Annotated in this window: 21 protein-coding genes, 1 riboswitch and 1 other annotated feature; all 21 genes read left to right on the plus strand. The window is 37.3% G+C overall.

All coding sequences use genetic code 11. The features are described from left to right. Window positions 1-544 precede the first annotated feature (544 nt). Window positions 545-719, plus strand: a riboswitch (M-box (ykoK) riboswitch). A 250-nt stretch (window positions 720-969) separates the two neighbouring features. Continuing rightward, the gene (locus ACQKN4_RS09665; RefSeq protein ID WP_079562845.1) at window positions 970-1896 is read left to right on the plus strand and encodes a magnesium transporter CorA family protein; all 927 of its coding nucleotides are present in this window, start codon (window positions 970-972) and stop codon (window positions 1894-1896) included. A 21-nt stretch (window positions 1897-1917) separates the two neighbouring features. Continuing rightward, window positions 1918-2868, plus strand: a complete 951-nt coding sequence (locus tag ACQKN4_RS09670) for a magnesium transporter CorA family protein (RefSeq protein ID WP_427483540.1) — start codon at window positions 1918-1920, stop codon at window positions 2866-2868. Between the two features lie 38 nt (window positions 2869-2906). After that, a complete protein-coding gene (locus ACQKN4_RS09675; protein WP_427483541.1) occupies window positions 2907-3860 on the plus strand; it encodes a magnesium transporter CorA family protein in 954 nt (317 codons plus the stop codon). 114 nt (window positions 3861-3974) lie between these two features. Next, window positions 3975-4189 (plus strand) — a binding site (T-box leader). 77 nt (window positions 4190-4266) lie between these two features. Further along, a complete protein-coding gene (alaS, locus tag ACQKN4_RS09680; RefSeq protein ID WP_427483542.1) occupies window positions 4267-6927 on the plus strand; it encodes an alanine--tRNA ligase in 2661 nt (886 codons plus the stop codon). A gap of 385 nt (window positions 6928-7312) precedes the next feature. Continuing rightward, on the plus strand, window positions 7313-7579 hold the full coding sequence (locus ACQKN4_RS09685; RefSeq protein WP_004226839.1) for an IreB family regulatory phosphoprotein: 267 nt from the start codon (window positions 7313-7315) through the stop codon (window positions 7577-7579). A 2-nt stretch (window positions 7580-7581) separates the two neighbouring features. Further along, the gene (gene ruvX, locus ACQKN4_RS09690) at window positions 7582-7998 is read left to right on the plus strand and encodes a Holliday junction resolvase RuvX (RefSeq protein WP_079562849.1); all 417 of its coding nucleotides are present in this window, start codon (window positions 7582-7584) and stop codon (window positions 7996-7998) included. Between the two features lie 17 nt (window positions 7999-8015). Beyond that, entirely contained in the window at window positions 8016-8324 is a 309-nt protein-coding gene (locus ACQKN4_RS09695; RefSeq protein ID WP_049667728.1) for a DUF1292 domain-containing protein, read from the plus strand. A gap of 536 nt (window positions 8325-8860) precedes the next feature. Next, window positions 8861-9388: a DUF1292 domain-containing protein gene (locus ACQKN4_RS09700; RefSeq protein ID WP_427483543.1), complete on the plus strand. Its 528-nt coding sequence runs from the start codon at window positions 8861-8863 to the stop codon at window positions 9386-9388. A 320-nt stretch (window positions 9389-9708) separates the two neighbouring features. Next, the gene (locus tag ACQKN4_RS09705; protein WP_427483544.1) at window positions 9709-10518 is read left to right on the plus strand and encodes a MetQ/NlpA family ABC transporter substrate-binding protein; all 810 of its coding nucleotides are present in this window, start codon (window positions 9709-9711) and stop codon (window positions 10516-10518) included. 47 nt (window positions 10519-10565) lie between these two features. Next, complete coding sequence (locus ACQKN4_RS09710) at window positions 10566-11645, plus strand: methionine ABC transporter ATP-binding protein (protein WP_427483545.1); 1080 nt, start codon at window positions 10566-10568, stop codon at window positions 11643-11645. Beyond that, window positions 11587-12240 (plus strand): methionine ABC transporter permease, encoded by a 654-nt coding sequence (locus tag ACQKN4_RS09715; protein ID WP_427483546.1) that lies wholly within the window; start codon window positions 11587-11589, stop codon window positions 12238-12240. The genes ACQKN4_RS09710 and ACQKN4_RS09715 overlap by 59 nt, the downstream gene beginning before the upstream one ends. Before the next feature lie 12 nt (window positions 12241-12252). Then, window positions 12253-13089: a MetQ/NlpA family ABC transporter substrate-binding protein gene (locus ACQKN4_RS09720; protein WP_427483547.1), complete on the plus strand. Its 837-nt coding sequence runs from the start codon at window positions 12253-12255 to the stop codon at window positions 13087-13089. 79 nt (window positions 13090-13168) lie between these two features. After that, window positions 13169-14512 (plus strand): LLM class flavin-dependent oxidoreductase, encoded by a 1344-nt coding sequence (locus ACQKN4_RS09725; protein ID WP_079562855.1) that lies wholly within the window; start codon window positions 13169-13171, stop codon window positions 14510-14512. Further along, on the plus strand, window positions 14512-15699 hold the full coding sequence (locus ACQKN4_RS09730; protein WP_427483548.1) for an acyl-CoA dehydrogenase family protein: 1188 nt from the start codon (window positions 14512-14514) through the stop codon (window positions 15697-15699). Before ACQKN4_RS09725 ends, ACQKN4_RS09730 begins: the two co-directional genes overlap by 1 nt. 349 nt (window positions 15700-16048) lie before the next feature. Further along, entirely contained in the window at window positions 16049-17176 is a 1128-nt protein-coding gene (gene mltG / locus ACQKN4_RS09735; protein WP_079562857.1) for an endolytic transglycosylase MltG, read from the plus strand. A gap of 547 nt (window positions 17177-17723) precedes the next feature. Next, the gene (locus ACQKN4_RS09740) at window positions 17724-18356 is read left to right on the plus strand and encodes an O-methyltransferase (protein WP_427483612.1); all 633 of its coding nucleotides are present in this window, start codon (window positions 17724-17726) and stop codon (window positions 18354-18356) included. Between the two features lie 5 nt (window positions 18357-18361). Next, on the plus strand, window positions 18362-19294 hold the full coding sequence (locus tag ACQKN4_RS09745; protein ID WP_427483549.1) for a peptidase U32 family protein: 933 nt from the start codon (window positions 18362-18364) through the stop codon (window positions 19292-19294). 14 nt (window positions 19295-19308) lie between these two features. Beyond that, a complete protein-coding gene (locus tag ACQKN4_RS09750; RefSeq protein WP_427483550.1) occupies window positions 19309-20589 on the plus strand; it encodes a peptidase U32 family protein in 1281 nt (426 codons plus the stop codon). Further along, window positions 20589-21227 (plus strand): uridine kinase, encoded by a 639-nt coding sequence (udk, locus tag ACQKN4_RS09755; protein WP_079562861.1) that lies wholly within the window; start codon window positions 20589-20591, stop codon window positions 21225-21227. The genes ACQKN4_RS09750 and udk overlap by 1 nt, the downstream gene beginning before the upstream one ends. Before the next feature lie 187 nt (window positions 21228-21414). Continuing rightward, on the plus strand, window positions 21415-21903 hold the full coding sequence (gene greA / locus ACQKN4_RS09760) for a transcription elongation factor GreA (RefSeq protein WP_079562862.1): 489 nt from the start codon (window positions 21415-21417) through the stop codon (window positions 21901-21903). A gap of 456 nt (window positions 21904-22359) precedes the next feature. Further along, entirely contained in the window at window positions 22360-23007 is a 648-nt protein-coding gene (locus ACQKN4_RS09765) for a YrrS family protein (RefSeq protein WP_079562863.1), read from the plus strand. Window positions 23008-23118: the final 111 nt, after the last annotated feature.

The following is a 23118-nucleotide window of genomic DNA, read 5'->3' on the forward strand; positions in this document are numbered from 1 at the left end:
CCCACTTGGATGACGGGATGAGCTGTTTGTAGCATTGACCTCGAAGGGTATTACAGGAAGTATCTCCTTTAGCCTTTGTTTTTCTACTTACCCGTTACAGATTTTCGTCTAGCTCCATTTAAGTCAATTTTTATATTTAGCATACGTTTAAAAAATATCATCCCAAACTTTTATGTATTTCTACTCAAATCAAATGAATTAATAAATTCTAGGATTGTTTTTTGTTTTCAAAGGCTGAACTAAGAATGATAGTGCATCTATACAGGATCAATATTGAAATTGATTAAAAATACATTGAGAGTTGGGGGAAGCGAGCGCCTCAGTCTAACTTTTGTTGCTAAGCAAATCAATTCTTCGCTTGAAAAAACAGCTTAAAAGAACAGAGAATGTGTTGAAAAAAGCAAAACTCTTTACCTGTACTGTATGGGAAAAATTCAGTGAGATTTCCAATTTGGAACAGAAAATTGTGATAAAAAACACTTTGAAAATATTATTAGCCTATTGACAAAATAAAAAATACGGATTAAGATGGCGAAGAAATTAAATAAAACCTCGTTAGGTGAGGCTCCTATACAAACATAGGCCACTGCCCAGAAATATCGAAAGATGCCCATGGGTAGAACAGGAATTGCCGAATTAAGGCTTTTCATAAGGTGGCTAAGAGATTATTTATTTCTTTACGGTGTATAGTGCTAAAACTCGAGTTAGGGGGAATCGAAAGTGCTTGTTGTACTTATTTATTTTATTATGCGCTTTATTAAAACCTCCGGGACTCCTGGAGGTTTTTTTATTTCCAAAAAAAGAACCTTATCGCAGATTGCTATATAGTTTCACCCCTTTTAGCAGAAGAATAAGAGTTCGTTTTTAGAAAGGAGGGGTCAAAATGGAGAGTCCAAGTATGACCGATGGAGATAGTAGGAGTAAAAAACGTAAATCTGTTTTAGTTCAACAGATTAGGAGGACGATTCAATGCTTAAAATCTATAAAAGAGGCAGAGAAGGGCTGGAAGAACAGCCTAAGATCGTTCAAGGTAGCTGTGTTTATCTCACTGAACCGACAGAAGAAGATATACAGTACGTTACTAATCGCCTTGGGGTACCAACTGACTTTATCAGTGACTCCCTCGATATAGACGAACGATCGCGAGTGGAAAAAAATGGAAATGATTTATTACTAATTATCAATGTACCCTTAAAAATGCCAAATGGTGAAACTATACCATTTAGGACAATTCCAATCGGTATTATTCAAACAAGTGAAGTAATTGTCATAATTTGTCGTAATGATCATCTGGTTTTACAGGAATTTAAAAAAAATCTCGATAAAAGTTTTAATAACAATATAAACGTATCTTTTATTTTACAGCTATTGCTTGTTACAGCTAGTTACTATTTACGTTGTCTCGATGATGTTGATCGAAAAGTTATTGTATCTGAAAAATTAATACAAAAATCAATCAAGAACAGTGAAGTGTATACTTTGCTCAATATAAATAAGAGCCTTGTTTATTTCATAAAGGCACTAAAAGTAAATCTATTGATGATGAGGAAATTGTCAAGAGTACTTGAAATGAATGAAGAAGATGAAAAACGGATGCAAAGCACTCTTAATGAGATGCAACAAGCTCTTGATACATCAAAAATTTACAACGAAAATTTAGGTAATATGATGGATGCATATTCTGCTGCGATTGAAATTAACCTAAGTGTTGTAGTGAAAGTTTTAACTGCATGTACGATTATTTTGACGTTTCCGACGATGGTCGCAACAATTTATGGGATGAATGTCCCGTTACCGAAACAAGATGGTGCATATGCATTAGCAGTACTAATGTCAATCTCTGCAGTCATTAGCTTGTTAACAGGTTGGGTATTTTATAAAAAACGGCTATTTTAGAAGAGAAAGTGAGGAAAAAAGATGCTTACGATATATCAAAGTAATTCAATAGGTCAATTACAACAGGTATCTGAGATTGTTCACAACACGTTGCTCTATCTTGTGGATCCGACAGATGCTGAAATTTCTCAAATCTCAAATAAACTTAATGTTCCGAAAGATTTTATTCGTGATTCTTTAGACATCAATGAGAGACCTCGGATTGAAAAAGAGGATTCGTCAATGGTCATCATTCTTAATTCTCCTGTTGTGATGAATGAGAAACGTTTGTACGAGGAAATCCCTTATCGTACATTACCAATCGGGATTATTCATGTAAAGGACCATCTAATAATTGTCACAAAAGAAGACAACCCATTATGTAGAGACATATTTTCAGGAAAGTACGGAACATTTCAAACGCATATGAAGACTCGAATAACATTACTTCTATTTGAAGCGATTGCTCAATCGTATCTCGATTTTCTCAAGCGTATAAAAGCACAAGTTGGACGATTACAGCGAGAATTAAAAGAGTCACATAACAATAGAGAGCTTTTCGGTCTGATTCATATTAATAAAAGTTTAGTATATTTCTCAACATCTTTACGAGCTATGCGCAATGTTTTTTTACACCTTTCCAAAGGGCAAGGTATAAAGCTATATGAAGAAGATCAACAAATGTTGCATAATGCGCTAGTAGATATTGAACAAGCGGCGGAAGTAACAGAAATGCGAAGTCTTAGTTTAAGTGGTCTTATGGATGCGTACGCAGCAATCACTCATAATAACCTAAATAGTGTTTTGAAAATACTGACTACTCTTACGCTTGTATTAATGATTCCTACTATAATTGGAAGTATTTTCTCGATGAACGTCCCATTGCCCTATGAAAATCAGCCATTCATGTTCTTAGTAGTTATTGGACTAATGGTAGGAATCAGTGGAAGTCTCTTCTACGTATTTTACAAATCAAAATTTTTACGTTTCTAATATATTCGGATAGTACGTAAGAAAGGTTGTGTTATAAAATGCTTTTAATTAACAAAAGTACCTCAGAAGGTAAGCTTGAACAAACATCAAAAATTGGTTATAACAGCTGGCTTCATCTTGAAGCACCAACAACAAGTGAAATTGAACATGTAGAGGCAGCTCTTGGTGTTCCAAACAATTTTTTAAGTGATTCACTTGATATAGAAGAACGCCCGCGAATTGAAGAGCGCAACGGAGCGGTCTTGATAGTTATTCATGTCCCATATGATCAATTAGATGTCGAGAGTTCTGATCAAGACGTGAAGTATCGGACAATCCCAATGGGTATCATACACACAAAAAATCATATGATAACGATTTGTAGAGAGGAGCTACCTTTTATGAAGGATTTCTTTAACGGCGAAATGACTCTCTGTGAGACACATATGAAAACGCGTAACACTTTAAATATATTAAGTATAACGGCTCGAGCATATATTCGTTTTTTAGCTACAATTGAACGGGAAATCACTTTAGCAGAAAAAGAACTTTCTAAGTCATATCGTAATAGTGAGATGTATACACTCCTTAACTTAAACGAAAGTCTTATATATATGGTAACTTCTCTTAAACAAATGAAATTTACGATGCAAAAAATATTACATGGTAGCTCTATCAAATTAGACGAAGACGATGCAAGTGTTTTAGACGACTTGCTTATTGAATTAGATCAGGCATATGAAGTGACGGAAATTAATCAAATTAATTTAAATAATATTATGGATGCATATGGTAACGTAATTCAAAACAACGTAAGCCAAGTCCTTAAATTACTAGCTTCATTTACAATCATCTTATCGGTGCCTATGTTAATTGCCAGTATTTATGGAATGAATGTACCTCTACCATATCAAAATACATCAAATGCATTTTGGATAGTGATTGTTGTAATGTTCTTGTTAACAGGATTGTCTACTCTCGTTTTTTACAAAAAAAATTATTTCTCACGATAGCCTCGGTGTGAAGGATAATTACCTTGGAGAAAAATTGAGCTTAGTTATGATTAGCAATTATAGTGCCAATTGACAGAAGAACATATTTTTTTTATAATTCTTGTTAGAAAATTGTAAAAAACGATGATGGAAAAAGTACGTATTTGTGCGTGTAAAAGAAAGGGATTTCTTGGCTGAAAAAATCCTCACAATAGCGAATACCGAAAGCTACTCCAGAGTGCAGTTAATCCCTGCCGTTCACTTACGTTACAAGTGCTAAAGAGGTAAGTATACTTTTACTTACAACTAGGGTGGTACCGCGAGACAAATTACAAGTCCTCGTCCCTTTTTTGGGATGAGGGCTTTTTTATGTTTATTTGCGGATTCATCTCGTAATTTTACAAACATATAGGGAGGAACTTTTCAAATGAAAGCAGTAGAAATTCGCCGCATGTATCTAGAATTCTTTAAAGAAAAAGGTCATCATCATGAGCCATCAGCACCACTTGTGCCGATCAATGACCCATCATTACTTTGGATTAACTCAGGTGTTGCAACACTTAAACCATATTTCGATGGTCGTATCATTCCTGAAAATCCGCGTATTACAAATGCCCAAAAATCAATTCGTACAAACGATATTGAAAACGTAGGTAAAACAGCTCGTCACCATACGTTCTTTGAAATGTTAGGTAACTTCTCAATTGGGGATTACTTTAAAAAAGAAGCTATTCATTATGCTTGGGAGTTTTTAACGGATAAAAAATGGATGGGCTTTGATCCAGAACTTTTATCGATTACGATTCACCCTGAAGACCAAGAAGCGTATGACGTTTGGCATAACGAAATTGGTATTCCGGAAGAGCGTTTAATCCGTCTAGAGGGGAACTTCTGGGATATCGGTGAAGGTCCATCAGGTCCTAACTCAGAAATTTTTTATGACCGTGGGGAAGAATATGGTTCAGATGAAACTGATCCAGAAATGTATCCAGGTGGTGAAAATGAACGCTATCTTGAAATTTGGAACTTAGTGTTCTCTCAATTCAACCATAATCCTGATGGCACATATACACCACTTCCAAAGCAAAATATTGATACTGGTATGGGTCTAGAGCGCATCGTATCGGTAGTTCAAAATGTTCCAACGAACTTTGATACTGATTTATTCATGCCTATTATTGAAAAAATCGAGCAGTTGGCAAATCGCAAATACAAACGTCCAGGTGAAGTCGCGCTAAGTGAAATCTTCGGTTCGGAAGAAGATATCAATACACCATTTAAAGTAATCGCTGACCATATTCGTACAGTGGCGTTTGCTATTGGAGATGGTGCTCTTCCTTCAAATGAAGGTCGTGGATATGTATTACGTCGTTTACTACGTCGTGCTGTACGCTATGCAAAACAAATCGGCATTGAAAAGCCATTTATGTTTGAATTAGTACCAACTGTTGGTGAAATTATGAATGATTTCTACCCAGAAGTAACGGAAAAATGCGAGTTTATCCAACGTGTTATTAAAAACGAAGAACTTCGCTTCCATGAAACATTAGATGGTGGTCTTGCTATCTTTAACGAAGTGGTAGAAGCTCAAAAAGCAGCAGGCCATGACTATATTCCAGGTGCAAATGCATTCCGTTTATATGATACTTACGGTTTCCCAATCGAATTAACAGAAGAGTATGCGGAAGAAGTAGGCATGAAGGTAGATCATGAAGGCTTTGAAGTAGCAATGGAAGAACAACGTGAACGCGCACGTGCAGCTCGTCAAGATGTGGATTCTATGCAAGTACAAAACGAAGTGCTAGCAAACTTGACGGTTGCAAGTGAATTTGTAGGCTATGATACATTAACGACAGACACAGAAGTGGCAGCGATTATTGTCAACGGCCAAGTGTCAAAAGTAGCATCTGAGGGGCAAGAAGCATTAGTTATTTTAGCTGAAACACCATTCTATGCTGAAATGGGTGGTCAAATTGCAGATAGCGGTGTGATTGCTAATGATAGCTTTACTGCCATTGTAAAAGATGTACAAAAAGCTCCAAATGGTCAGCCGCTTCATACTGTACTTGTAGAATCTGGAGAAATGCATGTTGAAGATGCTGTAAAAGCATTAGTTAACCGTGATGAACGTAATTTAATTATTAAAAACCATACAGCAACACATATTATGCAACGTGCATTAAAAGATGTACTAGGCGACCATGTTAGCCAAGCTGGGTCATATGTAGGACCTGACCGTTTACGCTTTGACTTCTCTCACTTTGGACAAGTAACAAAAGAGGAATTACAACAAATTGAACGTATTGTAAATGAAAAAGTGTGGGATGATATAGAAGTCGTTATTGAAGAAAAAGGCATCGATGAGGCGAAAGCTATGGGAGCAATGGCACTATTCGGTGAGAAATATGGCGATATCGTTCGCGTTGTTTCAATTGGTGATTACTCTATTGAACTTTGCGGTGGTTTACACGTAAAACGCTCTTCTGAAATTGGTTTCTTCAAAATTGTTTCAGAAGGTGGTATCGGTGCAGGTACTCGTCGTATCGAGGCTGTGACAGGTAAAGTTGCCTATGAAGCTGTAAAAGAGGAAGAAGCTTTATTAAACGAAGCGGCAGCATTATTAAAAGCAAATCCAAAAGATCTTGTGACAAAAGTACAAGCGTTACAAGCTGATTACAAAGATTTACAACGCGAAAATGAAGCATTATCACAAAAAATCGCGAATGCACAAGCAGGGGCTATTGTGGACGCGGCGCAAACTTTTGGGGATGTAACTGTTCTTTCTACTAAAGTTGAAGCAAAGGACAACAATCAACTTCGTCAAATGATGGATGACTTGAAAGCTAAAATGCCTAAGGCTGTTATCATTCTTGGTGCTGTCGATGGCGAAAAGGTTATGCTATGTGCTGGAGTAACAAAAGATTTAGTTGGTGGCAATTACCATGCCGGAAATATCGTAAAAATGGTAGCAGAAGCATGTGGTGGTAAAGGTGGCGGTCGTCCAGATATGGCGATGGCAGGTGCAAAAGAAGCATCAAAACTTGATGAAGCACTACTTTCTGTGTATGATTATGTTAAATCCATTTAACTTCTTTCAGCGGGTGTCTAAACACCCGCTGAAATAGAGGAACTCAGGGTAAGAACTTCACATCCTGTGAAAACGCCTGAGTGACCAGCATCGTGCTGGCCTAAACCCTCCGGCGGATGTCACGGAATCGGAAAGAAGTTCTTAGGGGATGTTAGCAGTCATCGCATCCATGCGATAACGGCTAACTGACCTGCATCGGTAAAAACGCCACGTCCTGTGGCATTACCGAAATGACCGACATCGTGTCGGCTTAAGCACAAGGTCGATTCCGGACGCAATTATGCCGAGGCATAATTGATAATACGCCAAAACATGTTATAATAAAGAGAAATTGGAGATGAGCTTTTTTGCACATCTCCTTATTTCTGAAAGCGAGGTGCTGGTCATGAGTTCATTTGATCAAACTATGAAATTTAATTTTCCAGAAGAATCAATGGAACAGGAAGTCAAGCAGGTAATGTTGAAGGTACATTCTTCATTAGAGGAAAAGGGATATAACCCTATCAATCAGATTGTCGGTTATTTACTTTCTGGTGATCCGGCGTATATTCCTCGCCATCAGGATGCTCGTAATTTAATTCGCAAGCTTGAGCGTGACGAAATTCTAGAAGAGCTTGTTAAGTTTTATATTAAAAAGAATAACGAGGACTAGAAATGAGAATTATGGGATTAGACGTTGGGTCAAAAACAGTTGGCGTTGCTGCAAGTGATGCTTTAGGGTGGACGGCTCAAGGTATTGAAACCGTAAAGATTGATGAAGCTAACGGTGAGTTCGGCATTGAGCGAATAGCTGAGTTAGTGAAGGAGTACGCTATAACAGAATTTGTTGTAGGATACCCGAAAAACATGAATAATACGGTTGGACCGCGTGGGGAGGCTTCTGAAAACTATAAAAAGCTTTTAGAAGAGACATTTTCACTACCGGTCAAACTTTGGGATGAGCGTTTAACAACGATGGCTGCTGAGCGTATGCTTATCGAAGCAGACGTGAGTCGCAAAAAGCGTAAGCAAGTCATTGATAAAATGGCTGCTGTGATGATTTTACAAGGCTACTTGGATAGCAAAAATTAATTGATGAGGTGACAACCATGGCACAAGAGCATAACCATGAAGAAGAACTACACGTACAACATATTACAGTAATTGACGAGAACGGAAATGAACAGCTTTGTGAAGTAATTCACGTACATGAATCAGCTGAATTCGGCAAATCATACGTATTTTACTCTATGGTAGGCGCAGAAGAAGATGAGGATGGCTCTGTTGAAATCTTCGTATCTTCATTCGTTCCATCAGAAAATGGTGAAGATGGTGAATTAACACCAATCGAAACTGAAGCAGAGTGGGATATGGTAGAAGACGTATTAAACGCTTTAGAGGATGAAAACGAAGAATAATCATCGTAGTCATTAACTTCTTTCAGTATTCATCTCTCAACTCTATAGGGGAGAGATGAATACGGGTATAAGTCACTTTACAGCAAATGTCCTGAAAGAAGTTAAAGCCTCCGGCGGATGTCACGGAATCGGATAGGAGTTCTTTGTGTTTGCACAAAGCCGATTCCGGACGCAATTATGCCGAGGCATAATTGATAAGTTTGGAACAAGGATGGCAACAAGCACTCCTTGTTCCTTTTTTACTTTTGAATACAAAAAGTTGTGGATGACATTTTTATATATGCCTGTATATTGTTGATTGGAGTGGAGGCTGGTCGACTCCTTGTGGCTCATCGGACGCCCCCAGAAAGCTCTGCTCTGTGCGAAAGCGAAGCGACCGGCCGGAACGGAAATCAACTACACGATATGGTGATGAGCCATAAACTGTGAAGTTATGTGAGACTATGGCGAATCCAATGAATTAAAGGTGAAATTTTTATACCACACCTAAATGGCACGTCAGAAACATAATTTAGCCTAATTAAGGAGGAAATTAAATGAACGAAGAAACACAAGAATTTCTGATCATTGGAGAGAATGGCAAGGAGCAAAAGTGTCGTGTTGTTTTCACCTTCGATGCAGAAGAAAAATCATATGTATTGTTTTCGTTAATTGACGAGGATGGGAATGAAATTCCTGGTGACATTTCTGCTATGACATTTGATTATGATGATAACAATGGAGAAATGACAAATTTACAGCCTGTTGAAACAGAGGCAGAATGGGAAATGATTAATGAAGTGGTCCTGACACTTTTAGACGAGTTTGAAGAAGGGCCGCAGCAATTTACAATTACAGATGAGCATGGAAAAGATCAAGTATGTGAGGTTATTCATACATTTTCATCAGAACAATTTGGCAAATCTTATGTACTTTATGTTCTAGCAACGGACGAGCCAATAGAAGATCGAGACATTTTTGCTTCTCAATACGTATCTGGAAATGACGGAACGATTGAAGATTTATTACCAATTGAAACAGAAGAAGAATGGGCATTTGTTGAAGATGTATTAAATGAATTGTAATTAGAACTCTGAGTAGTAACTTGCTACTCAGAGTTTTTTTATTGAGTAACGATTAATATGGAGCGACGCCTGAGAAGTATTAATAGAAAATTTCTATCTATTATGTAAAAACATTCTATATGAAAACTATATTTATGCATTTTCGAGAAAATTTACGTGTTTTTCAAGAGAGAAATTGATTTCTTGCATTTTGTTTTGTCTGAATTTTTAAATATTTATAAATTAAGCGAGATATCGAACGTTGACCAATCATAAGTAAACAGATAAGATTTGTTTTACATTAAACCAAGTAAGTTTATTTACAAAGGAGGAAATTAAACATGAGGTTAATATGGGGACTGCTAGTCGGTGTATTAGTGATAGGTTTGTTGGTAGGTTGCACAAACAAAGGAGAAGCGAGTAAAGACGAAACAGTAACATTAAAGGTAGGGGCAGCCAATGTACCACATGCGGAAGTATTAGAGTATTTAGCAAAGGATCTTGAAAAAGATGGCGTGAAATTAGACGTTTCCATTTTAAAAGATGCTGTTCAAACAAATCAGCAAACGGCAGATGGCGAACTAGATTTCAATTACTTTCAACACATTCCATTTTTAGAACAGACGAATAATGAAAGTCATTTAGATTTAGTGAGTGTAAAAGGAATTCATATTGAACCATTTGGTGTGTACTCTAAAAAAATCAAAAATATAAATGATTTACCGCGAAACGCAAAAGTTTCCGTTCCAAATGATGTCGTCAATTTCTCTCGGGCTTTACTACTATTTCAGAATAATGGACTAATCGAATTGAATAAAGTAAAGGAAAATGATTTTACAATCGAGGATATTACAAAAAACGAAAAAAATATTCAATTTATCGGTGTTGATTCTCAGTTATTAACTCGTTCACTAGATGATGTAGACGCATCGGCAATTAATACGAACTACGCCTTAGAAGGGGGTTATAACCCTGTGGAAGATGCACTTATTATCGAAGGACCAGAATCGCCATATGTCAATATTATTGCGACGACAAAAGAAAAACAAAATGATCCAGCAATTCAAACGGTCGTTAAATGGTTGACGAGCGAAAAGGCACGTGCTTTTTTTGAAGATCAGTATAAAGGGGCTGTCGTTCCAGCATTTTAAGTCGGGCGTATCAAAAATAAATGAAATGCTAAGGAGGTAGACGTGAAATGATTGAATTTATCGAAACGACAAAGGAATTTCAGGTAGGAACAACCGTTGTAACGGCATTAAATCATATTAATTTAACGATTCAAAAGGGTGATGTTTTTGGTGTTATCGGCTTTAGCGGTGCTGGTAAAAGTACATTAATACGGACAGTGAACTTACTGGAGGAGCCAACGTCTGGTCGCGTTCTTGTGAATGGCAAGGAGCTGACAACATTAAGTAAAAAGCAGCTTCGCGAGGAAAAGAAAAACATTGGTATGATTTTTCAACACTTCAATCTGCTCCGTTCTAAAACCGTCTTTGAAAATGTTGCGATGCCTTTAGTATTAAGTGGCATTAAAAAATCAAAAATTGAAGATCAAGTAAGTGAAGTTTTGGCATTTGTTGGTTTACAGGACAAAGCCGAGCGTTATATCGATGAACTTTCAGGTGGACAAAAGCAGAGAGTGGGCATTGCTCGTGCACTTGTCACAAAGCCAACAATTTTATTGTGTGATGAGGCGACCTCCGCTCTTGATCCACAAACGACTAAATCTATATTGGAGTTACTCAAGAAAGTCAATATTGAGTACAGTATTACCATTTTAATGATTACACATGAAATGGAAGTCATAAGGGACATTTGCAATCGTGTAGCTGTTATGGAAAACGGAAAAGTTATCGAAACAGGCAGTGTACTTAGAATTTTTTCTTCACCGCAAGAGGAGACAACTAAAAACTTTGTACAATCGGTAGTTCGAGATGAAATTCCACAATCTGTCTACGAGCAACTTAAAACGATAGATCATTCTAAAAAAATTTATAACTTGAAATTTATAGGTGTAGACGTTGGGCAACCAGTTGTCTCTCAAGTAGCAAAAAAGTTTGATGTTGATGTAAATGTATTGTTTGGCAATATTACAGAGCTACAAGGGATTCCCTTTGGTAATTTAATCGTTGAACTAGTTGGCGTAGACAAAGAAATAGAAAAGGCACATCAATTTATTCGAACGAAAGATATTCAAATAGAGGAGGTTATTGCACATGAAGGTGAGCTCACAAATCATTATCGACGCAGTGTTAGACACGCTGTACATGGTTAGTATTTCGTTATTTTTTGGTGCGATTTTAGGCTTTATTTTAGGGATTACTTTAGTTGTGACGAGAAAAGGGCATATTCTTGAAAATACAATGATTTTCTCAATCATCAATCCCATCGTCAATACCTTGCGCTCCATTCCGTTCATTATTTTGCTTGTTGCTATCATTCCATTTACACGCTTCCTCGTTGGAACAGCAATAGGTACGACAGCTGCCATTGTGCCACTCGTCTTGCATATCGGTCCATATATATCAAGATTAATAGAAAATTCATTATTGGAAGTGGATGAAGGCATTATTGAAGCAGCAAAGGCAATGGGTGCATCTCCACTTCAAATTATTCAAAAGTTTTTACTACCTGAAGCTTTCCCCTCTTTAATATTAAGTGTGACGACGGCAACAATTGGGCTTATTGGGGCGACTGCAATGGCAGGGGCAGTTGGAGGAGGTGGCCTTGGTGATGTAGCCATTACTTACGGCTATCAACGCTTTGACAATGTCACGATTTTAGTCACGGTGGTGATTCTAGTAGTACTCGTACAAATCATTCAAAGTATTGGAAATAGTCTTGAACGAAAATTACGCAGGGTGTCATAAAGGAGAATTAATATGAGGAAACTAAATTATTTTTTCGGTTTAATAACATTACTGTTCCTACTAGTTGCTTGTGCAAAAGCAGATGAAAAAGATGCTGTGAAGGTTGGAATCCGTAGCTCGGAATTGAAAACATGGGAGTTTATAAAAAAACAGGCTGCTAAGGAAGATATAAATCTCGATTTAGTGACATTCTCAGCACAATATGATCCGAACCAAGCATTGGCGGAGGGGGAGGTTGATATGAATGCATTTCAGCATGTAGCTTACTTAAATTTATTTAATACGAGTAACGATACAGAATTACAGGCAATCGGCACAACGATCATGGCTCCGATAGGCTTATATTCTAACAAATATAAATCCTTCGATGATATCAAAGAGGGCTCCAAAATTGCTGTACCAAACGATCCTTCTAACTGGGGTAGAGCGTTACTGCTGTTACAGGAGAATGGATTACTGACGGTTACAGATAATTTTGATGGCAACGGTGGAGAGGATCGGATTAAAGATAATCCGAAAAAATTGAACATTTTACCAGTAGATGGTGCGACGACACCGAGGGTTATGGAGGATGCCGATTTTGCGATCATTAATAATGGGGTTGCTGTCGAAGCAGGACTGCTATTGAAAGATGCCATTATTCATGAGAATGTAACGGCGAAATCATTTATTAATGTCATTGTGGCAAGGCCCGAAGATAAGGACAATGAGACATTGAAAAAAATTATTGATATTTATCAGCGTGAAGAGACGGCTACATTCATTAAAGATATTTCTAAAGGGAATTATATTCCGGTGAAAATGCCTTTAGATGAATTAGCTACATGGAAGGAATTTTACCTTCATTGACCAACACTTTATTTACCTAATGCCTTTGTTTATATATGGATAGTGAGATTGATTCATATGAAAGGGAGATGACGACAAAATGACTAAGAAAAAAGAGTTAAAGCTTGCATTATATTTAATTGGGGCAGGTATGCATATTGCAGCTTGGAAGCATCCTTTAGCAAAAGTTAATGCAAGCATCGATATTAAAGCTTTGCAAAAGGTGGCGCAAATTGCTGAAAAGGGTAAGTTTGATATTGCCTTTGTTGCGGATAGTTTAGCAATCAATCATGAATCACATCCACATATTTTAAATCGCTTTGATCCTCTAATACAGATTACAGCTTTGGCAGCTGCGACAACAAAAATTGGCCTTGGTGCCACTGCATCAACCACATATAGTGAGCCATATGTATTAGCGCGACAGCTAATGTCCGTAGACCATATTAGTGATGGGAGAGTAGGTTGGAATCTAGTGACAACAGCAGATGCCACAGGAGAGACGGCTTTAAACTTTAGCCGTGACAAGCATTGGGAGCACGATCATCGTTACGAACGTGCGGAGGAATTTATCGATGTAGTTCAATCATTATGGGATTCATGGGAGGACGGTGCTTTTGTTTACGACCGTGATAATAATATTTTTTATGATCGTAATAAAGTACATGAAACCGCTTTTAAAGGCGAATATTTATCAGTGAAAGGTCCATTAAATATTGCACGTTCCGTTCAGGGGCAGCCTGTTATTATTCAGGCAGGCGCTTCAAAACCAGGGCAAAAATTAGCAGCGCGAACAGCGGAGGTTGTTTTTGTTCATTGGGACGATATTGAAAAGTCCAAGGAGCATTATCGTCATTTAAAGGCACAGCTTGCTCCATTTGGACGCACCGAGGAGGAGCTTCTTGTGTTCCAAGGGATATCGCCAATTGTGGGGGATACTGAGGAAGAGGCTATCCGTAAGTATAATGAATTACAGGCGTTGATTGACCCATATGAGAGCTTAAAATTTGTTTCAGGCTATATGGGAAATGTGGATTTTTCTAAATACTCGTTAGATACACCTGCAATCGAAGTGGATTTTCCTAAGGTCAACAGTATTCAAAGTCATTTCTATGAGCATTTAGAAATTATCAAAAAAGAAAATTTAAAGGTTGGCGAATTATATGCACGCCTATTTGGTCCTGCGAAGCGCGATGCTTTTGTTGGAACACCAACACAAATTGCTGATGAGATGGAGCGATGGATTACAGAGGAAGCGGCAGATGGCTTTATGTTAATGTTTCCGTTATTACCACGTGATTTAGAAGACTTTGTGAACAAGGTCGTGCCTATTTTACAAGAGCGGGGTATTTATCGAAAAGAGTATACAGGTTCAACACTAAGGGAACATTTAGGACTGAAAAAACCACAAAATCGATTTACGAAAAGTAAGGTGACTCATTGATGAGTGATATTTATATTCGTAACGATCGTGAGCAAAAGCTAGTCCAATATGCTAGTGAATTGGCACAACAAATTGACAAGACTGCTGGTAAATATGATGAGAGTGGAGAATTTCCGTTTGAGCAATTTAAAATTTTAGAGGATGCTGGTTATTTTAAATTAACCGTGCCGAAAAAATACGGCGGTGAGGAAATTTCTCTTTATGAAATGTTATTAGTACAAGAACAATTAGCAAAAGGAGATGGTTCTACTGCATTGTCTGTTGGCTGGCACTTATTAACCTTTTTGAACGTTCGTGAGGCGAAGACGTGGCCCGAGCCAATATTTGCGGAATTAAGTCGTAAAGCCGTTAAAGAAGGTTCTCTATTAAATATTATCAATAGCGAACGAGGAAAAGGTAATATTTCTCGCGGAAGTTTACCTGGCACAATTGCAAAAAAAGTGCCTGGAGGCTATATCATTACAGGTGAAAAGGCTTTTGCTTCCCTAGCCCCCATTTTAAAACAATTTACGATTATCGCCTATATAGAAGAAGAGAATTTAACAGCTGAATTTTTAATAACTAAAAATGATCAGGTAGAGGTTGTTAATACTTGGGATGCAATGGGAATGCGTGCAACAGGTAGTCATGATATTATTTTTCATGACACGTTTGTTCCGCAGGAGGCATTGCTATACAAGCATCGTCCAAATGAAATAAACCGTTTTTTAGCTGATGGCCGTATCTATTCATTAGAAATTCCAGCTGTTTACTTAGGAGTTGCAGGGGCTGCTAGGGATTATGCAATAGATTTTGCTAAAAATACTTATTCATACAGTTTAGAAAATACAATCGCACTCGCAAGTCATGTCCAACAAAAAATTGGTGAAATTGAAATACTTTATCAAACGGCACGCCGAACATTGTATAGTATTGCAGCGCAAGTAGAGCAAAATCCCGCGATTAAGGATCAACTTTCTGAAGATGTTAGCATTGCAAAGTATGTCATTTGTAATAATGCAATTGATATCGTAGCAAAAGCAATGCAAGTTGTTGGTGGACGAAGTCTGTCTAAGACTAGTAAATTACAGCGACTATTTCGAGATGTTCAATGTGGCCGTTTTAATCCTCCAGCAGATGATGTAGTTATAACACAGCTTGCAAAGGGATTATTAGTCGATGTCAAACAAGGAGCTTTTCAATTATAGGTTCACTTTATCTTGATGTTTTTCAACCGTTCTTGTGGAAAAAATATTATTGAGTCTGCTAACAATATTGTTGGCAGATTTTTGTTTTTTATGAAGGGGCTTTCCATTACAAATAATCAAAACGACCCATTATTATCTTTCTAGTTTTCTCTAGTATGTTATCAATGCTTTAAAACTGTTTTCGTCTCAGCTTTTTTTACTAATTCTAGGGAATAAACTTTTATTTATTATACTCATTCTATTGTCGCAAGCTATTTTTTTATATGTGCTTTTTCTACTGAATTATCTATTTCTGTTTGTCGTGAAAGTTGATTTCTAGTATGATAATGGAGTGATAGGGGGGAAACCCGTGAATAACGGTTCAAAAAAACAAGAAATGTTTTCAAAAATGCAAGAAAGAAAATCCGAGGTAAAAGTTGTGAGAAAAATCGTTGCTATTGTTGCAATTGCTTTGGTCCTAATTTTAGGGATAGTCGGTTTAATTGGCTATAATTATGTGAAGAGTGCATTAAAACCAGTAGATCCAGATGCCACTAAAACAATAGCAGTTGAAGTACCAATTGGTTCAGGTTTAAGCTCTATTTCGACTCTATTAGAGAAAAAAGGGTTAATTAAAGATGCTCGTGTTTTTAAATACTATGCCAAATTTAAAAATGAATCTCAGTTTCAAGCAGGCAAATATGATTTATCACAGTCAATGACATTAGACGAACTAATCAAAAGTTTAAAAACCGGAAAGGTCTACCGTACGCCAGTCTTTGCAATGACCATTCCTGAAGGTTTAACACTTGAACAAATCGGTAATATTGTGGAAAAGAAAACACCTTACACTCAAAAGGAATTTATGGACTTAGTAACAAGCGATACATTTGTTCAACAAATGAAGGCTAAATATCCTGAGCTTGTTACGGATGCGGTTTTAGCCGATAATATTCGTTATGATTTAGAGGGCTATTTATTCCCTGCAACGTATTCTTATTTTGAAGAAAAACCAACATTGGAATCGATTGTAGACGAAATGGTAGGGGCAATGGACAAGGTTGTGAAAAATTACAGCGATGCTCTTACGGAAAAACAAATGTCAGTACATCAATTAATAACATTTGCTTCATTATTGGAAGAAGAAGCTACTGCTCAAACAGATCGAGAAACAATTGCGAGCGTATTCTATAACCGTATCAATCAAGGAATGCCTCTGCAAACAGACCCAACTGTTTTATATGCACTAGGATCTCATAAAGATCGTGTGCTTTATAAAGATTTAGAAGTAGATAATGCCTATAATACGTACAAAAATAAAGGCTTACCACCAGGTCCTATTGCGGGTGCTGGAAAAACTTCAATTGAAGCAGTGCTTAATCCAAGTGAAACAGATTATCTCTTCTTCTTAGCGGATAAACAGGGTGTCAATCACTTCTCGAAAACATATGATGAACACTTACAGAAAGAGCAAAAATATTTGCGCAATGCAGAGTAATTTCAGTTAATTTGTGAGATGTTAAGTTACTTTTCAGCGTGTGTCCATACATCTGCAAAAAAACGTAATTATGCCGAGATATACTGGATATTATTAAAAAATAAATAGTAAAAATGTGGGTAGAAGGAAAGAAAAATAGCTTTCCTTCTATTTTCATGCTATTATAAGTTGTGATTTTTAATCGATCCGCATGGGAAAAATTCAATCAGTCCGTTAATGCGGAAAAATATACGTGGTGGCAATTGTTTAAAGCTTATAAAAACAATTGCTCATTTTTGTATGACGAAGTACCAAGACATCACGTTTGGTCTTTTTCTTTTTGTTGTTAAATGATGAAGTACAGACAACGGGGATTACTCGTTGCCTTTTAACTTCTTTCAGCGAGTGTTTTTGTAGCGAAAGCGTAGCTTAGGTACAGATGTCCAAGCATCCGCTGAAAGAAGTTAAAGCCTCTGGCGTATGTCACGAAATCGGCTGTGTGCTTGCACAAAGCCGATTCCAGACGCAATTATGTCGAGGCATAATTGATATGAGGGTGAACTTAAAAATGGAATTATCAGATGCATATATTCAATCATTTATTCAACCACGTAATGAATTGCTTTTAGAAATGGAAGCATTTGCGGAGGAGAATCATGTACCGATTATGCAGCTTGCAGGCATTGATGCACTAAATCAACTGCTACGTATTCAAAATCCGTCGAAAATTTTAGAGATTGGTACAGCAATTGGTTATTCTGCAATAAGAATGGCCGACGCTTTACCTAACGTGCATATCGTTACAATTGAGCGAGATACTGAGCGTGTTGTGAGAGCAAAGGCTTATATTGAACGTTCTACAGTTTCAGATCGTATAACGGTCATTGAAGGTGACGCCTTAGAGGTGAACGATGAAGCAATTCATACGACCTTCGATGCAGTTTTTATCGATGCTGCAAAGGGACAATATCAACGCTTTTTTGAAAAGTATGCGCCTCTTGTAAAATCTGGCGGAGTTCTATATATCGATAATATGTATATGCATGGCTTATCAGATTTGGATTTAAAAGATGTACCGCGTCGCAAGCGTACAATGATTCGAAATTTAAAAAACTTTACCGATTGGATTATGGAGCACCCTGATTATACTAGTGCATTTTTACCGGTCGGTGATGGTTTATTACTATGTTTGAAGAGGTGACTATTATGAAAAAACCTGAATTGCTTGTTACACCGCAATCAGTGGACCATGTAAAAGCACTTTTACAGGCTGGAGCAGATGCTTTTGTCATTGGTGAACAACAATTTGGTCTTCGTCTAGCAGGGGAATTTACTGTTAGTGAAGTGGAAGAAGCTACAAAGTTGATTCATGCAGCGGGTAAAAAGGTTTATGTTGCGGTAAATGCGCTATTCCATAATGAAAAAATGGATGCGCTTGCCGAATATTTAAAGGAAATGCAACGTATTGGTGTTGACCGTTTAATTTATGGTGATCCGGCAGTATTAATCATCCGTCGTGAACAAGGTGTTACAATACCGCTACACTGGAATCCAGAAACGACTGCAACGAACTGGTTTACAGCAAATTATTGGGGGAAACGCGGAGCAACTCGCGCAGTACTTTCACGTGAACTTTCTTTAGATGAAGTGCTAGAAATTAAAGAAAATGTAGAAATAGAGGTTGAGGTTCAAGTACATGGAATGACATGTATGTTCCAATCAAAACGCCCATTACTAGGCCATTATTTCTTATATCAAGATAAAGTAATGGAAATTGAAAATCGTAAGGAAAATCGCAATATGTTCCTTCATGATGATGAGCGTAATAATAAATATCCAATTTATGAAGATGCTAACGGTACGCATATTTTCAGTCCAAACGATATGTGCATTATTGATGAGCTTGGCGAATTATTCGAAGGTGGCATAGATGTATTAAAAATTGAAGGAGTTCTTCAAACACCAGAATATGTAGTCACAGTAACAGAAGCTTATCGTCAAGCAATTGACACATATTTTGACGAATCAGAAGATGCGTATGAAGATATTAAAGATGATTTACTAGCTAAAATTGAAGAAATTCAGCCTGCCATCAGACCTCTTGATACTGGCTTTATCTTCAAGGAAACAGTTTACTAGGAGGTGGCAAGAACATGGCATTAGCATTAGAACAAAATGACAAAATTCGTGAGATTGTAGACGGGAAACGTGTCATTACAAAAAAACCAGAGCTACTTGCCCCTGCAGGTAGTTTAGAAAAATTAAAAGTAGCAGTTCATTATGGAGCAGATGCTGTATTTATCGGTGGACAAGAATTCGGTTTACGTTCAAACGCAGATAACTTCTCAATTGAACAAATGCGCGAAGGTGTTGAATTCGCTAATAAATATGGTGCTAAAATCTATGTTACGACAAATATTTTTGCCCATAATGAAAATATGGACGGCTTGGAGCAGTATTTAAAAGATATTGAATCTGCAGGTGTTACTGGCATTATTGTAGCGGACCCTCTGATCATTGAAACTTGCCGTACAGCTGCACCAAAGCTTGAAATTCATCTTTCTACGCAGCAATCTTTATCAAACTGGAAGGCTGTCCAGTATTGGAAAGAAGAAGGCTTACATCGTGTAGTATTAGCACGTGAAGTAGGCGGCGAAGAAATGAAGCTGATGAAGGAAAAAGTCGATATTGAAATTGAAGCATTCGTTCATGGAGCGATGTGTATCGCCTACTCTGGTCGCTGTGTACTTTCAAATCATATGACTGCCCGTGACTCTAACCGTGGTGGTTGCTGTCAATCTTGTCGCTGGGACTATGATTTATATGAGCTAGAGAATGGCGAAGAAAAGGCACTTTTCGATGATAATCACGCATCTTTCGCGATGAGCCCGAAAGACTTAAAGCTAATTGAAGCAATTCCACATATGATTGAGCTTGGTATTGATTCATTAAAAGTAGAAGGTCGTATGAAATCAATTCACTATGTTGCTACAGTTGTTTCAGTGTACCGCAAAGTGATTGACGCTTATTGTGCGGACCCTGACAATTTCAAAATTAAACGTGAATGGCTTGAGGAATTAGACAAATGTGCTAACCGTGACACTGCAGAAGCATTCTTCCACGATGCGCCTGGTCACGAGGAGCAAATGTTTGGTGTACATGGCCGTAAAACGACTTATGAGTTTGCTGGTTTAATTTTGGAGCATGACTCAGAAACGAAAATGGTAACAATGCAACAACGTAACTATTTTAAACCTGGCGATGAGGTAGAATTCTTTGGACCAGAAATCGAAAATTTCCGTGTTACAATGGGTGAAATTTGGGATGAAGATGGCAATAGCTTAGATGCTGCGCGACATCCTCTACAAATTGTTAAATTTAAATGCGACACACCATTAAAACCACATAATATGATGCGAAAGGAGAATAATTAATGGCAGCAAATCGTCCAGTCGTCATCGGAATCGCTGGTGGCTCATGCTCGGGAAAGACGAGTGTGACACGTGCTATTTATGATGTTTTCCGCGATCATTCAGTAGTTGTAATTGAACAAGATTTTTATTATAAAGATCAAAGTCATTTAACGTTTGAGGAGCGTTTAGGTACAAACTATGACCATCCGTTAGCGTTTGATAATGATTTATTAATTGAACAACTAAAAAAATTATTGGTCCGTCAACCAATCGAAAAACCAGTATATGATTATGTGCAGCATACAAGAGCTAAAGAAGTTATTCATGTAGAGCCTGTAGACGTTATTATATTAGAAGGTATTTTAGTGTTAGAAGATGCAGATTTACGTGATTTAATGGATATTAAATTGTATGTAGATACGGACTCAGATTTACGTATTATTCGTCGTATAATGCGTGATATAAAAGAGCGTGGACGTACAACAGATTCTGTCATCGACCAATATTTATCGGCAGTGCGACCAATGCATAATTTATTTATTGAACCAACGAAACGTTATGCTGATATTATTATTCCTGAAGGCGGGGATAATGAGGTTGCGATCGATTTAATGGTAACGAAGATTAAAACTATTCTTGAAACCGACAACGTATTGTAATAAGATAGAGTGGTATTGACAATATTTACATGCGTATCTGTACATATTTCAGAAAGGCATGCATACTATTAGGTCAAAGCGTAATTTGAAAAACGTTTAAAAATAATAAAATTCGATTAAATGATCCTACAAGGCATTTAATCGAGTTTTATGTTTTTATATTGACGAAAACAAGGAGTGAAGAACTTTGGCAAACGAAAAACAGTACCCAATGACAGCTGAAGGTAAAAGAAAATTAGAAGAAGAATTAGTGAAATTAGAAACGGAAACTCGTAAGGAAATCGTAGAACGTATTAAAATCGCTCGTGATTTCGGGGATCTTTCTGAAAATGCTGAGTATGATTCTGCAAAAGAAGAACAAGCCTTTTTAGAAGGTCGTATTTCTACATTAAAATCAATGATTCGTAACGCAGTTATTATTTCTGAGGACGAATCAGATAATAGTGTCGTATCATTAGGGAAAACGGTTACATTTGTAGAAATTATTAATGGAAAACCATCAACTGATGAGGAGTCGTATACAATTGTTGGTTCGGCTGAGGCAGATCCAATGGAATTCCGTATTTCAAATGAATCACCAATTGCTAAAGGCTTGCTAGGTCGTGCTGAAGGCGAAGAGGTTGTCGTACAAACACCTGGTGGTGAAATGAAAGTTAAAATTATTTCAATAAAATAATTTTTGTACAAGCAGTTAGCTTATCTTTGTAAAAGAGAGCTAGCTGCTTTTATCTTCATCCAGCACAATGTATTGTATCTACAGTACCGCCAAGGCGATACTGTTCTTGATTCTTTCGTCTATGTGAGTTTTTACTTCTTTTAGCAAAAGGCATTTGTAGCGACAGATACAGGAGTATCCCACTTTTATTTATAGGTTGTAAGATGAATGCGGAGTATTGTAGCAATTTAACTGTGCGAATGCGAAGCGACAACAACATATGACTGAATAACCAACGTCGCGTTGGCCTAAAGCCGATTCCGTACACAATTACGCCGTTGCATAATTGATTTAATAGCCGAAATCCAATAAATACCTTAAGAGGTCTTTGGTTTTGTCTATGATATAATAGGAGCATAATTATTTTGCAAGTGCTGTTGAACTTGATAAAATATTGGCTAGAGAGGGGGAGACTTCATGAGTGAACGAAAAACTCGAAGCAGTCGTCATTTGCAGCCATCTCATAATAAAAAGCTAGATAAACTATTGAATGTATTAATTGGTATTGTCGTGATATTAATTATTATAGTAGCCACATTTGTGTTTAAATGGCAGGATGATGCAGGGCAAGTTGAGAAGGACGAGCCAATACAGGAGCAGAAGAACGATAAAGAAGACGTGAAGGAAGAGCCTTCTAAAGAAAAAAATAATGATGTAACAGCTCAAGAGGAAACAGAGAAAGAGCCTACAGATGAAACTCAAACATCTGAACAGGATGCTACTACTGAAACCACGTCAGACAACCCAAATGTTGATAAGGTTGTAACCAATAAAAGCTGGAAGCCTACACCTACAACACAAACAGGTCAGCATGTTTCTTCTTACGATGATAAATCTGTAGACTGGGCTGAAAAGGTGGCCACAGTTACAGCTGCTACTGGCATCGAAAAGGACAATATGATTATTTGGCGTTTACAAAATAACGGTGGCGCTAATTCGGCTATTGCAACAGTTTCAACTAATGATAAGACACAAATGTACCGTGTCAGCATGGAGTGGGTCGACAACGAAGGCTGGTTACCAGTGAAACTTGAACAACTAAATACATTAAATGGCGCCTATTGACGAAAGTAACTCGTTTTATTATTTTTAACTTATATCAGCAGATGTACAAACATCCGCTGATATAAAGGAGCTCAGTCAAAGAACGCCACGTCCTGTGGCAATTTATCTGTG

The sequence above is a fragment of the Lysinibacillus sp. NPDC093692 genome (assembly GCF_050280125.1).
GTDB lineage: Bacteria > Bacillota > Bacilli > Bacillales_A > Planococcaceae > Lysinibacillus.

What these genes read in the sequence shown, in the direction of transcription:
- ACQKN4_RS09665 (WP_079562845.1), top strand. Translation starts at nt 970, where the DNA reads ATGCTTAAAATCTATAAAAGAGGCAGAGAAGGGCTGGAAGAACAGCCT.
- ACQKN4_RS09670 (WP_427483540.1), top strand. Translation starts at nt 1,918, where the DNA reads ATGCTTACGATATATCAAAGTAATTCAATAGGTCAATTACAACAGGTA.
- ACQKN4_RS09675 (WP_427483541.1), top strand. Translation starts at nt 2,907, where the DNA reads ATGCTTTTAATTAACAAAAGTACCTCAGAAGGTAAGCTTGAACAAACA.
- alaS (WP_427483542.1), top strand. Translation starts at nt 4,267, where the DNA reads ATGAAAGCAGTAGAAATTCGCCGCATGTATCTAGAATTCTTTAAAGAA.
- ACQKN4_RS09685 (WP_004226839.1), top strand. Translation starts at nt 7,313, where the DNA reads ATGAGTTCATTTGATCAAACTATGAAATTTAATTTTCCAGAAGAATCA.
- ruvX (WP_079562849.1), top strand. Translation starts at nt 7,582, where the DNA reads ATGAGAATTATGGGATTAGACGTTGGGTCAAAAACAGTTGGCGTTGCT.
- ACQKN4_RS09695 (WP_049667728.1), top strand. Translation starts at nt 8,016, where the DNA reads ATGGCACAAGAGCATAACCATGAAGAAGAACTACACGTACAACATATT.
- ACQKN4_RS09700 (WP_427483543.1), top strand. Translation starts at nt 8,861, where the DNA reads ATGAACGAAGAAACACAAGAATTTCTGATCATTGGAGAGAATGGCAAG.
- ACQKN4_RS09705 (WP_427483544.1), top strand. Translation starts at nt 9,709, where the DNA reads ATGAGGTTAATATGGGGACTGCTAGTCGGTGTATTAGTGATAGGTTTG.
- ACQKN4_RS09710 (WP_427483545.1), top strand. Translation starts at nt 10,566, where the DNA reads ATGATTGAATTTATCGAAACGACAAAGGAATTTCAGGTAGGAACAACC.
- ACQKN4_RS09715 (WP_427483546.1), top strand. Translation starts at nt 11,587, where the DNA reads ATGAAGGTGAGCTCACAAATCATTATCGACGCAGTGTTAGACACGCTG.
- ACQKN4_RS09720 (WP_427483547.1), top strand. Translation starts at nt 12,253, where the DNA reads ATGAGGAAACTAAATTATTTTTTCGGTTTAATAACATTACTGTTCCTA.
- ACQKN4_RS09725 (WP_079562855.1), top strand. Translation starts at nt 13,169, where the DNA reads ATGACTAAGAAAAAAGAGTTAAAGCTTGCATTATATTTAATTGGGGCA.
- ACQKN4_RS09730 (WP_427483548.1), top strand. Translation starts at nt 14,512, where the DNA reads ATGAGTGATATTTATATTCGTAACGATCGTGAGCAAAAGCTAGTCCAA.
- ACQKN4_RS09740 (WP_427483612.1), top strand. Translation starts at nt 17,724, where the DNA reads ATGGAATTATCAGATGCATATATTCAATCATTTATTCAACCACGTAAT.
- ACQKN4_RS09745 (WP_427483549.1), top strand. Translation starts at nt 18,362, where the DNA reads ATGAAAAAACCTGAATTGCTTGTTACACCGCAATCAGTGGACCATGTA.
- ACQKN4_RS09750 (WP_427483550.1), top strand. Translation starts at nt 19,309, where the DNA reads ATGGCATTAGCATTAGAACAAAATGACAAAATTCGTGAGATTGTAGAC.
- udk (WP_079562861.1), top strand. Translation starts at nt 20,589, where the DNA reads ATGGCAGCAAATCGTCCAGTCGTCATCGGAATCGCTGGTGGCTCATGC.
- ACQKN4_RS09765 (WP_079562863.1), top strand. Translation starts at nt 22,360, where the DNA reads ATGAGTGAACGAAAAACTCGAAGCAGTCGTCATTTGCAGCCATCTCAT.